Origin of the sequence: Streptomyces sp. R41, assembly GCF_041053055.1 — a bacterium.
Taxonomy (GTDB): domain Bacteria; phylum Actinomycetota; class Actinomycetes; order Streptomycetales; family Streptomycetaceae; genus Streptomyces.
This window is the reverse complement of record NZ_CP163443.1, coordinates 974,662-989,318: the sequence shown is the minus strand read 5'-3', so window position 1 is coordinate 989,318 and position 14,657 is coordinate 974,662. Positions and strand designations below refer to the sequence as shown.

The following is a 14,657-nucleotide window of genomic DNA, read 5'->3' as shown; positions in this document are numbered from 1 at the left end:
CCAGCCTCGGTTCGTTGGCATGCTCATGGGGCGGGGAGATCTCACAAATGAAGAATGGGCCCGGCTGAAGCCGCATCTACCGAAGTCCGGTCAGCGCGGGGGCCGTTGGGAGAGTCATCGCAGGGTGATCAACGGGATTCTGTTCCGGCAGCGCACCGGGGTACCGTGGCGGGATCTGCCTGCGCGTTTCGGTCGGTGGAGGACCGTGTGCGAGCGGCATCGGCGCTGGTCAGCGGATGGCACATGGGACAAGCTCTTCGCGGCTGTCCTCGCCGATGCTGACGCGGAAGGCCGCATCGACTGGTCCATGGTGAGCGTGGACTCCACCTCCTGCCGGGCCCACCAACACGCCGCGGGAGCACGTAAGAAACCCCCGCGGCTTCCGGGAAAGGACACACGCCCCTGCAGCACCGCCCCGATGAGGGCCTGGGACGCTCACGGGGCGGCCTGACCTGCAAGATCCACCCTGCCGGTGAGGGCGGACGCCGCCCACTCGCCTTGCTGATCACCCCGGGGCAGTGGGGCGACGCTCCGCAGCTCATCCCGGTCATGGAGCGTGTCCGTGTCGCCCGCCGGGATGGCGGGCGACCGCGGACTCGGCCTGGCCACCTCGGCGGAGACAAGGCTTACTCATCCCGTCGCAACCGCCGCTACCTGCGGCGACGCCAGATCAAGCACACGATCCCCGAACCGAAGAACCAGCGAGCCAACCGACGGCACAAAGGCAGCAGGGGCGGTCGGCCCGCTGGCTTCGACAGGACGATCTACAAACGCAGGAACGAGGTAGAGCGGACGATCAATGCCCTCAAGAGCTTCCGGGCTGTGGCGACGAGGTTCGACAAACGCGCCTACGTCTTCTACGGCGCCGTCACCGTTGCCTCGATCCGACTTTGGCTCCGGTCGCGACCCACCGGAGAGACCTAGTAGTACCCCTTCGCCCCGTCAAGCAGCTCCCTCACGATGAGCATCCAGCGGAGGTTGGCGTTGCCGGAGCGGCAGTCGGGGTGGTGGCCGACGTCATCCAAAGAGGCCGCGGCCACGATCTCGTTGCTCCCGGCGCACTGGGCCTCGTACGACGCACACGCGCGGGAGTGCACCCATCGCTTCTAGGGAACCGGATGTGCACCACCGGCCGTGGTTCAGGCCCGGGTGTAGCCGCCGTCGGCGAAGAGTTCGGCGCCGGTGACGAACGACGAGGCGTCCGAAGCCAGGAAGAGGGCGGCCTCGGCGATTTCCTCGGCGTCGGCCAGCCGCCCCAGTGGCACGACGGCCTCGGCGAACCGGTCGACGTCCGGCCCCGCGGCGCCCAGCAGGCCAGGGGTCCGCGTGGGTCCCGGGCTGAGCACGTTGACCCGGAATCGGCGCTCCCGCGACTGCCGGGCCCAGTTGTGCACGAGGTTGCTCACCGCCGCCTTCGAGGCGCTGTAGACCTCGAGTTGCTCATTGGGCCGCACGCTGTTGCTCGAGCCGACGACCAGGATGGAGGCGTTCTCCGCCAGCAGCGGAAGCGCCTTCTGAACGGTGAAAAGTGGGCCCTTGACGTTGACGGCGAGCGTCAGGTCGACGTTCGCCTCGGTGTGGGCGCCGAGCGAGGCGTCCGCGACGATTCCCGCGTTGGCCACCAGCACGTCGATGCGTCCGGCCTCCTCGCGGACTCGCGCGTAGAGCGCGTCCAGGTCGGCCAGGACCGAGACGTCGGATCGTACGCCGGTGGCCGCAGGGCCCATCTCCTTGACTGCCGCTTCGAGGCGGTCGATGTCCCGGCCGGTCACGAAGACCCGTGCGCCCTCCCGGACGAAGCGGTGGGCGATGGCCAGCCCGATCCCGCTGGTCCCTCCGGTGATCACGGCCACCTTCTCCTGCAGCACGCCTGGCATGTCGAACCCCTTCAGTTGTGGAATGGATCGTCCATAACGTAGGCAGTAATGGACGATCGAGTCAAGAATGGATAGGCTGACACCATGCCGAGACCACGCGCATTCGACGAACGCCAAGTCCTGGAGCGGGCCCGGGAACAGTTCTGGGCGACGGGCTATGCAGGAACCCGGATGGACGACATCGCCCAGGCGACCGGCCTGGGCAAGGGCAGCCTGTACGGCGCATTCGGCGACAAGGGCAAGCTGTTCCACCGTGTGTTTGGCGACTGGTGCACCGCAGTCGTTGAGGTGGCCGAAGCGCGGCTGGCAGGTGGCCCGGACGCAGAGGCCTTGGCCCGGCTGTCGGGATACGTGCACCTAATGGCGGAGAACACCGCCTCCGACACCAAGCGCCGCGGGTGCCTGTTGGCCAAGGGCGCGGCGGAACTGGCCCAGCACGATCCGACGGTCGCCGGACGGTCGGCCGAGACCATGACGGCACTGCTGACCCTGCTGCGGACGGAGATCAGCGCCGCCCAGCGTCACGGCGACATCGATGGCGCTGCGGATCCGGAGCGGTTGGCGGCACTGCTGCTGACGGTGGTCCGAGGTATCGAGGCGGTAGGCAAGGCCGGCCTGGACCCGGAGACGCTGCGGAACATTGCAAACACCGCACTGGCGGTCCTGCCCATGCCCGAGGGGCAGAAACGCCTCGCAACCGGGCGCAGTCCGGCCCGCGAGAACTAACTTGGTGCCATCACGGCCACATGATCCGGCGGACAGTGCCTAGTCCACGCCTACGCGCTGACTGTGCACCGCTCCCAGGGCAGCGGATACCTGTACGTCATCGTCCCCATGGTCAACGCCGCCGGGACGATGCTCCTCCAGCGCAACCTGCTCTACACCGCCGTCACCCGTGCCCGCAACGGCGTCATGCTCATCGGCCAGAGGGAAGCCGTCGAGCGGGCCATCGCCAACAACCGCAACCAGCGCCGCAACACCGCCCTCACATACCGCATCACCCACACCGACGCCGCTGCACCTGCCCCTCACTCCCAGACCCTGAGAGGGCAACTCGCCTGGGAATGACGTTGCCGCGTGAGGCGAGACTCGGGCTGGCCGCTAACTTCGCTGCTGCTATGCGGCCGCACGGAACTCCGGCCGGGCATCGGCTTCCGTCATCGCCTCGCGATCCCGACGACCTCTACTGTCACGCCCACGATTCCAGCGTCTTTGCGGTCTGGACGAGCGTGAGACCGTGCACTCGATCGCGACGATCTGTCCGGGGCTGAGACTACCGACCACGTCGGAGACCTTGGTGGGTCGAGACAGGGGCGTCCCCCCCCACGGCGTCATGGTCGGGCCGCTGCGCGGCCGCGGCACAGGGGCAGCAACGAGTGTGCCGAGTTGCGCTGTACTCGTCATGCAGAGATCAACTCAGGTGGCGGGGAGTCCCGCACGACGTCGTCCCTCACATAGGCGGTCTCGCCGATGGCGAGTGCTTGCAGGGCGACCCGGTCGGGGAGAAGCGATGTAAGGGATCGGGCGTTGGGGCGATGCAGGAAGGGCTTCCCCGTTCCTGCCCTTTGACACTGAGATCCGCCGCATCGTCTGCACGACGAATGCGATTGAGTCGGTCAACGCCTGCATCCGGCGAGCCGTCAAAGCCCGCGGACATTTCCCCAATGAGCAGGCCGCCCTGACGTGCGTCTACATGGCCATCATGTCGCTCGATGCCACCGGCAAAGGCCAGGCCCGCTGGGCCATGCGATGGAAGACCGCGCTGAACGCCTTCGACATCACCTTCGACGGCCGACTCTCAGCAGCCCGTCAGTAACCAACAACCCCAGTTACAGCGCTCGTTTGACAGACCCGACGAACCATCCGAGCGTAATTCCCTCACCCACAGCGGGCACGTCAACGGGTGCGCCGGGGCAGGTGATGCGGACCGTCGTCGGCTCGGTGCGGATGGCCTCGGTGGCTCTCTTCGTCCGCAATTGCAGGGTGCGGCTCTCCTCACCGGGTAGCGGGCTGGTGGGGGAGTGGGTAGTGGCCGGGGCCAGGCTGGTACGGGTCAGCGTTGCCAGGACGCGCTGGAGGATGGGCCAGCCTTCGGCTTCCTCGCCGGGCCAGGGCCAGGTCAGACGCTGGGCGCCGAACTCCTTGGCGGTCGGCGGCTGTCCGAGTGCTTCCTTTAGCTGGAGGTAGCGCAGGCTCTCGGTGGCCAGACAGCTGAGCTGCCACTGCCGTTGGGTTTCTTCCGAGCTGTTCATCCAGGTGTCGTGGTGGACGGGCTTGCCTCCCAGCTGGAAAGCTCCCCAAGGGCCCTGTCAGGTCTTGGAGGGGACAGGCACGCCTTTCAGAACGAGGTCCTGTCCGTCAGGCGCATAGAAGTCGTGCAGTGTGATCGTCAGATGCCGCGCCTGTGGGTTTGCGTCCCACACCACGTGTACGAGTTGCCTGTGCTGGTGTACTGGTGGGGTTCCGTTGTCGCCGATTTTGACGCGGTCCTCGAAAGGCACCGTGTCCAAGAGGGCACCGGTGTCCTCGCCGCTGATCTGGTACTCCATGTGGGCGTGGTCGCTTGCGCTGCTGCGCTCGACGTCCGCGGTGATGGTCAAAGACGGGCGCTTGTCGAACTGCCATGTGCTGGTGGTCCGAGTGACCGACTTCACCGTGTAGGTCCATCCGTATCCTGACACGCTCCACGGTGGCGGGCCCGAGGCGCGCACGGTGATCTGCTTCGGTGAGGTGTCCTCCGCGGGGTCCTCCGGGGCGATCCCCGAGGTGTCCCCTGAGGCGGTCTCCGAGGCGCCCCCTGAGACGGCCCCCGTGGCGCCCCCCAAGGCGTTATTCAACGAGCCCATGCCGCCTGTCGCGGCCCAGATGAGCGTGGCTGTGACGATGCACAGTGTCACGACCGTGAGCGCGATCGTCCTGTGCGGCGGGGGGACGATTTCTTCCGGGGACCGTTGGGGTGGTGCCGCGGCGGGCGGCGTGGCCCGGGAGCGTTGGGGTGATGCCGGGGTGGGCGGTGCGGCGTATTCGTACCGGTGCTGGTGAAGCTGGCCGATGCTCAAGGCGGTGATGGCCGTGCCACCGACGCTACCGGGCGGGCTTGGGGGTGCGCCGGGTGCGGTCAGCCCTGGTCCGGACCCGGCGTGCGAGGGTTTGGGGCGGACCCGATCGTCACGTCCCCCATCGTCAGCGCGGCCGCAGACCCGCCCTCGGCGCGGATGTCCACGTGCCCGCCGACGGCCGGCCCGTCACCGGACGCGGCCACCGCACGGTTGCCGAGAGCGGCAGCGGCCTGCAGCGCCCTTACCAGGTTCTCCAGGGCGGCGGCGAAGGCCGCGTCGTGCTCGGAGGCATCCCGCAAGGTGTCCGTCAACCACCGCCGGGTGTATTGCGAGAGCTCGGCCTGCCCGGCTGCGGCCTCGTCCCCGGCACGCCACAGTGCCGGGTCCTGTCCGAGCTTGGCACTGACCAGGTTGTGCAGCCGCTCCATCCCGGCGTCCAGGCTCCGGTCGACCTCCGCGTCGGCCCGGTTCGCCACCCGCCGGGCCTTGCCCGTCAGCCAGGCGAACACATAGCCAACTGCGATCTCCGCACCTGTCACCGCGACCCCCCACCCCAGCTGACGACAGCATCCCGACGGTGCCCGCACACCCGCCCCGTTACTCCTGATTGCGGCGCATAACGGAGCCATTGCCGGGCTCCTGGACTGTCGCCGTGAGGCAGCGTCCGTCCGGTCGTCGAGGCCGCAAGCTCCGGCAGCTCAAGGCGGCGCCTCGTCACCGTCGGGACCTGCCGGCCGTGCAAGGTCAGGGGCCACCGATGCTGCACCTCCCGCTGGCGAACCGAGGACCGCACTCCCTTCCCATGGGGTGCGGGCCTCGCGCACGTCCGGGCCCGCGCCGCTCCATCGTCTCCGGACCGGCTCCCTCTATGCGGGTTCGGTGAGTGCCTCCATCTGCGGTCCAGGGGAGCATCGGTGACAGACCGCCAGGCGACAGTCAGCGGACCCGCACGCCCGGCCCTGCTGTTCCGGCCGAAGACGCACGACACCGTCACCCGGGCCGCCCTGAAGTACATCGACAGCCTGGCCGTGCGCGCGAGGGTCGACGGCCGCCCGGCCGAAGTTCTGCGCCGAGTCCGATGGCGCCGCTGTGCGCTGTCACGTCCAGCACCCTGGCGATGTGCGTCGACTGGTTGTGGGGGCGGCCCGGCTGGAAGGGGGGCATGTTGACCGCGCCGTGACCCACCGACCGCCGCATCACCGGCATGATCGTGGTCGCCCGCACCGAACACGGCATGCAGCGCGAGCGCAACAGGTGCGGCAACCGGCGGGCGACGGATCGGGCTGGACGTCCGTCGCGTGTGAGCGGCTGGCCGGTGAGCGGCCCGTGAAGTGCACACTGGGAACACCCCTTCTTTTAGGGTCATTCGGTCATGAACGGCGGTCAGAGCACCGGACTTCGGGGCCTTGCGTGTCTGAGTGCCGTTTTCCGTTCCGGTCGGGATTTCCTCTCAGGCAGCGCCTCTGCAGCGCCGCCCGCAGCGAGTCGGCCGCGTCACCGCTGGGCCGGCCACCCCCTCCCGTGGCCGGCCCGGCGCGGTGCCGCTAGGCCGTGACGGTGGCGCGGCGCTCTCGCAGCAGTTGCTGCACGCCTACCGCTGCGGCCCACAGCGCGATACCGATAGCGGTAGGGAAGAGCCCGTCGAGGCGGTCGGAGATCAGGATGGTTCCGGCGGCGAAGGCGTAACCCACCCCGCCGACGACACCGGGAATCGCGACGACCACGTTGCCGAGGGACCGCGTGAGCGCACCGGCCAGCGCGAGCGCCGCGATGGCAAGGCCGAACAGGGGAATGGCAATCGTGTCGACCACGACCAGGGTGTCGGTGATCGGCGTGGCACCGCCGCCGACGAGGCGGTCCGCCTCACCGGCGGCGAGCAGGTGCACCAGCAATGCCACCGAGGCCAGTGCCGCCCCCACCGCCGCGACCATGGCCGCGTACCGCACCGACGGTGCCCCTGCAGGCAGGCGGCGCCGTACGAGCGTGATCAGTGCGGCCGCGATGCAAGCGGTGCCGGCCAGCATGAGCGCCTGCGACGGGTACCAGCCCCCGTCCTCGAACATGATCCGCAACCGTTCCTTGGCGCCGCCATCGGGCGCGTCGACCCTCGGGTGCATGCCGCCGCCGACGAGGAAGGCGGTGCCGCCGGCGAGCAACAACCACCCGGTGATCGTTGCCTTGGCCCGGGCAACAGGCGCGGGGACTGACGTAGTTGACATGGGACATCCTTCCGGATGGACGAACGACTACCGCAACCGTAGGAATTGTGGCGTGGACGTTCATCGAGGCCAGCCCTGCAGCTGATAAGGGCTAGCCCTCAGGCGGGGGCGGGTGCGGTTGTGCGAGCATCTGTGCATGCCCCGCAACGCCGTCATCGTGGACGACCACGCCGAGTTCAGGGCGCTGGCCGCCGAACTCGTGTCGGCGGCAGGGCTCGGGGTGGCGGCGTTGTGCCCAGACGGGCGGACCGCGCTCGAGGCCATCGCCGCGGTGCGCCCGCAGGTGGTACTGCTGGACATCCAACTGCCGGACGTCAGTGGGTTGGACCTGATACCGCAGATCATGAGCCTGAGTGAAGGCGTCTGCATCGTGTTGGTCTCCACGCGCGACGCGGCGGACTACGGACGGCGCGTGGCAGACAGCGGCGCCGCCGGGTTCATCCCCAAGGCCGAGCTGTCGGTGGCGACCCTCACCGAGGCCATCGGCAGACCATGATCGCGCCTCGCCGCCCCCGCATCGCGCCGTTGGGCCTCGGCCTGGTCTCCGGCGCTCTCGTTGCCGGCGGCTTCGCCTGCGGCGTCTTCGTGCCCAATCTCCACAACGGGCTGATCGCGGCGACGTTCACAGCCGTCGGAGTGTTCGTACTCGACCGGCGGCCGGGACATCGCGAGGGCTGGCTGTTCCTCGCAACCGGCGTCGCGCACGCGGTCATGTTCTTCGGGCGCCAGTACGCGGCCGGGTCCGCCGGCACAGGCGAGCCGAGCGCCGTGTGGCTCGGCTGGCTGGGCACCTGGCCGCTCGCACCGGTGCTGGCACTGTTCGGCGTCACCATGCTCTGCTTCCCCCACGGCGCGCTGCCCTCGTCGCGTTGGCGGGTCGTGGTGGCAGCGATGGTGCCCGCGGCCGCCCTGCTGTCGCTGACCTCGGCGCTGTGGCCGGTCGAGTACCCCGACAACGGCCTTGCCATCGCGCACCCGTTTCACCTCGCCGGCTACGAGACGGCACAACACCTGTGGAACGTGCTGGGGCCCACGGCCTATCTGCTGTTCCAGCTGGTGTGGGTGATCGGCGCCGTCGTCCGGCTCCGCCGCGCACACGGCGACGAGGCACGGCAGTTGCGCTGGGTCGCATACGCCGTGGTCATGGGTGGTCTCGCCATGGGCGCCGGGCTTGTCGCGTTCCGCACCCCCGCGCTCGGGCTGCTGGCCGTGCCGCTGGTGGCCGTCGCGGCGGCCGTCGCGATCGTCAAGTACCGGCTGTACGACATCGACCTGCTGATCAACAAGACCGTGGTGTACGGCGCGATGGCCGTCATCATCACGGTGGTGTACGTGGCCGTCGTGGCCGGGATCGGACGGCTCATCGGCGTTGGCGACGCCCACGGCCCGTGGTTGCCGCTGGCGGCCACGGCCCTGGTCGCCGTCGTCTTCGAACGGGTGCGGCGCCGCGTTCAGACGGCCGCGGACCGGCTCGTGTACGGGCGCCGGCTCACGCCCTACGAGTCGCTGGCGCGCTTGTCCACCCACGTCAGCCGCGGCGGCCACGACGCCGCCCTGTTCACCGGCCTCGCCTCGACCATCGCCGACGGCGTCGGCGCCGCAGAGGTCACTTTGTGGGTGGGCGCCGAGGCGGAACTCGTGGCGGTGGCCACTTGGCCTCCGGCGGCCGTCCCCGCCACGCCCGTCGTCACCGCGCCGACCACGCTCGCGGCGCTGGACGACGGCGGACGCACCCACGTGCGAGCTATCGACAGCCGAGGCGCCGTGCGCGGCGCGGTGACGCTGACCAAGGCACGCGGCGAAGCGCTGACCGTCGCCGAAGACCGGTTGCTGCAGGACCTGGTGGCACAGGCCGAACTCGTCCTCGACAACATAGGACTCGGCGAAGAACTAAGGCGCCGGCTGCACCAGATCGCGGTGCAGGCAGCCGAGCTGCAAGCGGCGGCACAACGCATCGTCGCAGCGCAGGACGAGGCACGCCGCCGTCTGGAGCGCGACCTCCACGACGGCGCCCAGCAGCGCCTGGTCATTCTCGCGCTCACCCTCCAGGCCATAGCCACGCAGGCGCCACCCGACACGGCCCTCGCCCACGCGATAGAGGACGCCCGCCACCAGCTGACCCTCGCACTGACCGAGCTGCGGGAACTCGCACGCGGCATCCACCCGGCCGTCCTCACCCGCGAAGGACTCGGCGCGGCCCTCGACGCCCTCGCCGAACGCTCACCGATCCCGGTCACCGTCGACGTACCCCTCGCCACGCGACTGCCGGGCGAGATCGAGGCGACCGCCTACTTCATCGTCAGCGAGGCCCTGACCAACGCCACCAAACACTCAGGCGCCACGACCATCGCAGTCACCGGCCAGCTCACTGACAGCCGACTGTGCGTGGAAGTGACCGACGACGGTAGGGGCGGCGCGAACGGACGGTGGGGCAACGGACTCCAAGGCATCCGCGACCGCCTCGCCACGCTCAACGGCCGGCTGACCGTGCACAGCCCCGCCGGCAACGGCACCCGACTCCGAGCGGAGATCCCATGCGCGTGGTAGTCGCCGACGACGCCGTCCTCTTCCGCGAGGGCGTGGCCCGCATCCTGGCTGAGGCCGGCTTCGACGTCACCGGCCAGGCCGACGACGCCGCCGAACTGATGGCACTCGTACGACACGAACCACCCGCCGTCGCGATCATCGACATCCGGATGCCACCCGGCCACGTGGACGAGGGAATGCAGGCCGCCATCCAACTCAGGCGCGCACACCCCGACGTCGGACTGCTGCTGCTGTCGCAGCACGTCGAAACGTCCTACGCCATGCAACTGATGACCGAATTCGAATCCGGCGTCGGGTACCTGCTCAAGGACCGGGTCGCCGACCTGCAGACGTTCGCCAACGACGTGCGGCGGGTCGCGAATGGCGACTGCGTACTCGACTCCGAACTCGTCGCCCGCCTCCTCGGCCGCAAGCGCGTCCACGACCCGCTGACTGCGCTCACCCGACGCGAGCGACGGGTCTTGGAACTCATGGCCCAGGGCCGCTCCAACCTCGCCCTGTCCGCAGAACTGTTCCTGAGCCCCAAGACCGTCGAAGCGCACGTCCGGAGCATCTTCACCAAGCTCAACCTCCCCCAGGACGCCGCCGGCCACCGCCGCGTCCTCGCCGTCCTCGCATACCTCCGCGCTTGTTGAAAGGCTCGGTGAAAGACGCAAGCGCACGGCGGCCTGCCGGCACGACCGGCTTTCAAAGTCAGTAGTTGCATTCCTGAACCAGTCACGCTGATGCGTGTGGCCGGGTCCCTTCCGCTCTTGAACACGCGAGGCCGCTGACGACGGAGGGCAGGACGGGCGGCTCGGCCGCAGGCACGCTGGAAGCCCTCGACCCGCCGCTGGCCAAGCGCTCGCGCTGACCGACCCAATGAGGGGCTCCCACACTCGTGGGCCCCTCATGCCTCCCTGGACACCGCCTCCGCCCTCCTCGCAACCGCCTCCGCCGCTGGCAGGATCTCGTGGACCAGGCTCGCCGACTGCCCGGTGAACGGCACGTACTCGTCATCCATCAGGTGACCCTGACCGTGACCGCCGAATCGCCCGACGCGGCTTCCACGCCAGTCCGGCTGACCACCAGAGGCGATGACCTCGTCGGCCAGGTCGTCGTTCCCTCGCCAGGGCACGCATCTCCGGCACGCCGAGCAGTTGGCCGCCGGTCAGTTCGGGGCTGGCGACGTCGACCACGACCCGCACCGAGCTGCGCCTGGTGGAGTGCTTCGCGGGCCGGGTCGACGCGCCGCAGGTCCTCGCCGACCGCCTCGCCCGGCGCCTGGACGAGCAGATGCGGCTGGGTGCGCCGATCACGAATCCGGTGGGCTGGCTGGTCAGCCGCGCCCTGTCCCAGCGCCAGCAGTGCGGCGACAAGCTCTGTGACGACCGCATGCTGCTCGACTCGGGCCGGGACTGCCCTCGGTGTGAGGACCGGCAGGCCAGCAGTCGTGCCCAGCGGCACGCGGTGGCGGCCGCCGTCGAAGACGCGATGCCGTACGCCTCGCCCGAGGAGCGCCGTACGGCGACCGAGTCGCAGCTGCACGAGGCCGTGACCACCCAGGCGTGGGCCCGCGAGCACCGCTGGGAGCAGGAGCGCGCTCGGAAGGCAGCGGCCGCCAAGGCTCGTACCGAAGCCGCGGCCACGCGGCCCGCCCTCGATGAGCCGGCCGCGCCGCAGGCCACGGTTGTGCTGCCCGCTCCCCGCCCAGCACCCGCCGTGCCGGAGCCGGAGGCCGACGTCGTCGACCAGGAGCTGGTTCTCGAGGAGCTGAGCCGCGAGCAGGTCGTGGACTGGCGCAACCGCGCCGCGACGGACCACCAGGTGGTGTTCGACCACATAGACCTGTACGGCGAGGTGTCGGCGAGGCGCCTGTTCACGAGCACGTTCGTCGACCAGGTCACCCGCCTGTCTCGCTTGGGGCACCTCTCCCTCGGCTACATCACCTGGGAGCGGTCATGAGCGGGCAGGAGCCGTCCGGCCTCGACCTGGCGCGCGTCGTGCTGCGGTCCGCGATGGAGACGGCGCGCAAGAACGGCAGCCGTACGACGAAGGTGAAGACGAAGCCGGGTATGTCGTCGGTGGTCTCGCGGCGGGCGGGAGCCGATGAGGATGGGCGACGCGATCGGCATGCTCGCCACCGAGCGGGCCTGGGAGCTTCCGGCCGCCGGCGCGTCCCTGCGGCAGCGGTGGGCGGTCATTGCCCCTAACTTCGCCGGGTACGTCGGTGCCGTCAGCTACGACACCGACTCCGGCTGGCTCACCGTGTGCCCGGAGTCGGCGGCCTGGGCGACGAAGCTGCGCCTGGAGCAGGCCCGCGTCATCAAGGCCGCGAACGAGTCGGCAGGCCGGACGGTCGTGCGCGGCCTGCGGATCCTCGCGCCCGGTTCCGTTCCCGCCCTCGAGCCGGCCGACGTCCCCTCGGCCGCGTTCACGGTCCCGGTGAAGACGCGGGAGACGGCCAGCGAGGGCTACCGCCGCACCCTCGAAGCCCATCTGCAGACGGGGCCCCGCCACATAGGGAAGATCCGGCCATCGCAGAGGCAGTTGAGCGGCAGACTCGCGCCCTGCGCGAACTGAGCGAGCGCGCATTCGGCGACGAACAGGACGCCGCGGCTACTGCCGGGGCAACGCCCATCGAGGACGCCCAAGCCGAGCGCCGCAGGACAGCGGCAGCTGTGCACGATGGTGTCCCTTGTCGTGGTGTACGGGATCAGTGGCTGGGAGTGCGCGGGCGTCTGCCCGGGGCGCACTTCCACGGGTGAGGACCGCTCCCTGAACAGGAGGTGGGCCATCGCGTAACTCTCCTTGGTGAACGCCCAGTTCAACCACGAGGAGTGCACGATGGCCCTGTCCCAGTCTGAACTGATACGGCTGCTTGAGTCACTACGCTCGACCGACGGAATCGAGCTCATCCGCGCCATCGCCGAGCGAATGGTGCAGGAGTTGATCGAGGCCGAGGCGAGTGCTCACATCGGTGCGGAGTGGAACGAGCGCACGCCGACGCGGACCAACGTCCGCAACGGGCACCGCGAGAAGGTGCTGACCACGCTGGCCGGCGACCTGGACCTGGAGATCCCCAAGGTCCGCACCGGCAGCTTCTTCCCCAGCCTGCTGGAGCGCCGGCGCCGCATCGACCAGGCCCTCTACGCGGTCATCATGGAGGCATACGTGCATGGCGTCTCCACTCGCAGCGTCGATGACCTGGTCAAAGCCCTGGGCGGGGACAGCGGGATCTCCAAGTCCGAGGTCTCGCGGATCTGCACGATGCTGGATGAGCCGCTGACCGCATTCCGCACCCGCCCGCTGGACCACGTCCGCTTCCCCTACGTCTACTTGGACGCGACCTACTGCAAGGCGCGGGTGAACCATCAGATCGTCTCCCGGGCCGTGGTCGTCGCCACCGGCATCACCGAGGACGGCAACCGCGAGGTCCTGGGCCTGATGGTCGGCGACAGCGAGAGCGAGGCGTTCTGGAAGGAATTCCTGCGCTCGCTGCGAGAGCGCGGCCTGTCCGGGGTTCGCCTGGTCATCACCGACCAGCACGCCGGGCTGGTCGCTGCGGTCCGCAAGGTGATGCTCGGCGCCGCCTGGCAGCGGTGCAGGGTTCATTTCCTGCGAAATGCCTTCAGCGTGATCGACCGGGATTCCGGTGAAATGGTCGCCGCGACGATCCGCACGATCTTCACCCAGCCCACCGCCGGCCTCGTGCGCACGCAGCTGGACACCGTCGCAGACATGCTCGGCACCCAGTTCCCCAAGGTCAAAGCGATGCTGCTGGAGGCGAAGGAGGATCTGACCGCGTTCGCGGACTTCCCGCCGCGGCACTGGAAGAAGATCCAGTCGACGAACCCGCTGGAACGGGTGAACCGGGAGATCAAGCGCAGGATCGATGTCGTCCAGGTCTTTCCCAACGACGACGCGCTCATCCGGCTGGTCACCGCCGTGCTCTTCGAGATGCACGACGAATGGATCGCCTTTCCCCGCCGCTACCTCCCCGAAGGCAGCATGGGCGAGATCTACCGCGAACTCCCCGAAAGCGACCCGGCGCTGCCCAACACTCCAAACACGCCCGCCAGTTGATCCCCAACACCACGACGAGGGACACGACCCTGTGCACGCCATGGCGGTGCGCCGGGCACGAGAGGAACGAGCCAAACGGGCAAGCGCCTCAGCCGACACACCGCAGAGCACGGTGGGCCGGCGTACGGCGTAAACGCGCGGGCCAGACGGATTGTCAGTGCTGGCCTCTACAGTCCTCAACGACGCCTTCGCAGCCGAGAGTTGAGGGGGCAGGTGCGGCAGGAGATCCTTCGGGCGTTCAAGTTCGCGCTGGATCCCACCCCGGCCCAGGAGGCGTTCACGCGGCACGCCGTCGCTGCCCGGTAGCGGGGTGACACAAAACGCCCGCCGAGCCCCCGTAAGACTGTCCGACCCACGGGCCGGACGGCAGGAGACGATGAAACGGGAAGACACCGAGCCCTCAGGCCCGGTGCCACCTCAGCGGAGCGATCCGCTGACGCTCTTCACCCTCAACGACATCGGACACGAAACGGCAAGTCGGCCATAGAGCCGCGGGCCAAACAGTGTCGGACTCGCACGCGTGAGGAGCGACCGCACCAGCACCGGCGGGTTGCCCACCCACCGTCAGCGCGCGGTGTAATACGCCGTCAGATGCACCCCTGGGGCCACTCCTTCGTGGGGTCTGGAGGGCCAACAGGGCTGGTGGCACGATGAGATGAGCCGAAGCGGGACGGGGGCATGGCGTTGCGTAGTGGCGGGTTGTCGGGTGCGGACCGGCGGCAGATTCATCCGGCGGTGCTGGGGGCGGTGGACTCCCAGGAGTCTCTGGTGCTGCCGTTGGAGGCGATCGGGCTGGATGCGTTCCGCAAGCAGTACGAGGGCGAGGCGTTCTGGTGTGGGAGCTGGCTTGGCGGTTGTGGCCGGCAGCTGACGACGAAGCTGTACGTGGA

Annotated in this window: 15 protein-coding genes and 1 pseudogene; 10 read left to right on the top strand and 6 right to left on the bottom strand. The window is 69.2% G+C overall.

What is annotated here, in order from left to right; all coding sequences use genetic code 11:
* Positions 1-25 precede the first annotated feature (25 nt).
* Positions 26-924, top strand: a protein-coding gene (locus tag AB5J53_RS04865; RefSeq protein WP_369252056.1) for an IS5 family transposase whose coding sequence is annotated in 2 segments (ribosomal slippage) — positions 26-392 and positions 392-924 — 900 coding nt in all. Because the reading frame shifts where the segments join, the coding sequence is not laid out codon by codon here.
* On the opposite strand, the gene AB5J53_RS04860 is transcribed toward AB5J53_RS04865, so the two are convergent.
* On the bottom strand, positions 921-1,097 hold the full coding sequence (locus AB5J53_RS04860) for a hypothetical protein (protein ID WP_369244391.1): 177 nt from the start codon (positions 1,095-1,097) through the stop codon (positions 921-923). The genes AB5J53_RS04865 and AB5J53_RS04860 overlap by 4 nt on opposite strands.
* Positions 1,098-1,139: 42 nt before the next feature.
* Positions 1,140-1,877, bottom strand: coding sequence for an SDR family NAD(P)-dependent oxidoreductase (locus tag AB5J53_RS04855; protein ID WP_369244390.1), 738 nt, complete (start codon positions 1,875-1,877; stop codon positions 1,140-1,142).
* An 84-nt stretch (positions 1,878-1,961) separates the two neighbouring features.
* On the opposite strand from AB5J53_RS04855, the gene AB5J53_RS04850 reads away from it, so the two are divergent.
* From AB5J53_RS04850 to AB5J53_RS04840, 3 genes and pseudogenes are all read left to right on the top strand, one after another.
* Positions 1,962-2,603, top strand: coding sequence for a TetR/AcrR family transcriptional regulator (locus AB5J53_RS04850; protein ID WP_369244389.1), 642 nt, complete (start codon positions 1,962-1,964; stop codon positions 2,601-2,603).
* 57 nt (positions 2,604-2,660) lie between these two features.
* On the top strand, positions 2,661-2,945 hold the full coding sequence (locus AB5J53_RS04845; protein WP_369252054.1) for an ATP-binding domain-containing protein: 285 nt from the start codon (positions 2,661-2,663) through the stop codon (positions 2,943-2,945).
* 484 nt (positions 2,946-3,429) lie between these two features.
* Positions 3,430-3,693: pseudogene (locus AB5J53_RS04840) on the top strand (transposase); the annotation flags it as partial.
* Between the two features lie 13 nt (positions 3,694-3,706).
* On the opposite strand, the gene AB5J53_RS04835 reads toward AB5J53_RS04840, so the two are convergent.
* The 4 genes from AB5J53_RS04835 to AB5J53_RS04820 all read right to left on the bottom strand — a co-directional run bounded on the left by AB5J53_RS04835 (position 3,707) and on the right by AB5J53_RS04820 (position 7,155).
* On the bottom strand, positions 3,707-4,129 hold the full coding sequence (locus AB5J53_RS04835) for a hypothetical protein (protein ID WP_369244388.1): 423 nt from the start codon (positions 4,127-4,129) through the stop codon (positions 3,707-3,709).
* A 57-nt stretch (positions 4,130-4,186) separates the two neighbouring features.
* Complete coding sequence (locus tag AB5J53_RS04830) at positions 4,187-4,588, bottom strand: hypothetical protein (protein WP_369244387.1); 402 nt, start codon at positions 4,586-4,588, stop codon at positions 4,187-4,189.
* A 407-nt stretch (positions 4,589-4,995) separates the two neighbouring features.
* Positions 4,996-5,475, bottom strand: coding sequence for a hypothetical protein (locus AB5J53_RS04825; RefSeq protein ID WP_369244386.1), 480 nt, complete (start codon positions 5,473-5,475; stop codon positions 4,996-4,998).
* Between the two features lie 1,005 nt (positions 5,476-6,480).
* Positions 6,481-7,155: a hypothetical protein gene (locus tag AB5J53_RS04820; protein ID WP_369244385.1), complete on the bottom strand. Its 675-nt coding sequence runs from the start codon at positions 7,153-7,155 to the stop codon at positions 6,481-6,483.
* A 136-nt stretch (positions 7,156-7,291) separates the two neighbouring features.
* Here AB5J53_RS04820 and AB5J53_RS04815 point away from each other — a divergent pair, with 136 nt between their 5' ends.
* The 6 genes from AB5J53_RS04815 to AB5J53_RS04790 all read left to right on the top strand — a co-directional run bounded on the left by AB5J53_RS04815 (position 7,292) and on the right by AB5J53_RS04790 (position 13,767).
* Positions 7,292-7,651, top strand: coding sequence for a response regulator transcription factor (locus tag AB5J53_RS04815; RefSeq protein ID WP_369244384.1), 360 nt, complete (start codon positions 7,292-7,294; stop codon positions 7,649-7,651).
* Complete coding sequence (locus tag AB5J53_RS04810) at positions 7,648-9,702, top strand: sensor histidine kinase (protein WP_369244370.1); 2,055 nt, start codon at positions 7,648-7,650, stop codon at positions 9,700-9,702. The genes AB5J53_RS04815 and AB5J53_RS04810 overlap by 4 nt, the downstream gene beginning before the upstream one ends.
* Complete coding sequence (locus AB5J53_RS04805; protein ID WP_369244371.1) at positions 9,690-10,337, top strand: response regulator transcription factor; 648 nt, start codon at positions 9,690-9,692, stop codon at positions 10,335-10,337. Before AB5J53_RS04810 ends, AB5J53_RS04805 begins: the two co-directional genes overlap by 13 nt.
* A 565-nt stretch (positions 10,338-10,902) precedes the next feature.
* Positions 10,903-11,646: a hypothetical protein gene (locus tag AB5J53_RS04800; protein ID WP_369244372.1), complete on the top strand. Its 744-nt coding sequence runs from the start codon at positions 10,903-10,905 to the stop codon at positions 11,644-11,646.
* 150 nt (positions 11,647-11,796) lie between these two features.
* Entirely contained in the window at positions 11,797-12,264 is a 468-nt protein-coding gene (locus AB5J53_RS04795) for a DUF721 domain-containing protein (protein ID WP_369244373.1), read from the top strand.
* Between the two features lie 264 nt (positions 12,265-12,528).
* A complete protein-coding gene (locus AB5J53_RS04790; protein WP_369251977.1) occupies positions 12,529-13,767 on the top strand; it encodes an IS256 family transposase in 1,239 nt (412 codons plus the stop codon).
* Positions 13,768-14,657: the final 890 nt, after the last annotated feature.

What these genes read in the sequence shown, in the direction of transcription:
- AB5J53_RS04855 (WP_369244390.1), bottom strand. Translation starts at nt 1,877, where the DNA reads ATGCCAGGCGTGCTGCAGGAGAAGGTGGCCGTGATCACCGGAGGGACC.
- AB5J53_RS04850 (WP_369244389.1), top strand. Translation starts at nt 1,962, where the DNA reads ATGCCGAGACCACGCGCATTCGACGAACGCCAAGTCCTGGAGCGGGCC.
- AB5J53_RS04835 (WP_369244388.1), bottom strand. Translation starts at nt 4,129, where the DNA reads ATGAACAGCTCGGAAGAAACCCAACGGCAGTGGCAGCTCAGCTGTCTG.
- AB5J53_RS04820 (WP_369244385.1), bottom strand. Translation starts at nt 7,155, where the DNA reads ATGTCAACTACGTCAGTCCCCGCGCCTGTTGCCCGGGCCAAGGCAACG.
- AB5J53_RS04815 (WP_369244384.1), top strand. Translation starts at nt 7,292, where the DNA reads ATGCCCCGCAACGCCGTCATCGTGGACGACCACGCCGAGTTCAGGGCG.
- AB5J53_RS04810 (WP_369244370.1), top strand. Translation starts at nt 7,648, where the DNA reads ATGATCGCGCCTCGCCGCCCCCGCATCGCGCCGTTGGGCCTCGGCCTG.
- AB5J53_RS04805 (WP_369244371.1), top strand. Translation starts at nt 9,690, where the DNA reads ATGCGCGTGGTAGTCGCCGACGACGCCGTCCTCTTCCGCGAGGGCGTG.
- AB5J53_RS04795 (WP_369244373.1), top strand. Translation starts at nt 11,797, where the DNA reads ATGGGCGACGCGATCGGCATGCTCGCCACCGAGCGGGCCTGGGAGCTT.
- AB5J53_RS04790 (WP_369251977.1), top strand. Translation starts at nt 12,529, where the DNA reads ATGGCCCTGTCCCAGTCTGAACTGATACGGCTGCTTGAGTCACTACGC.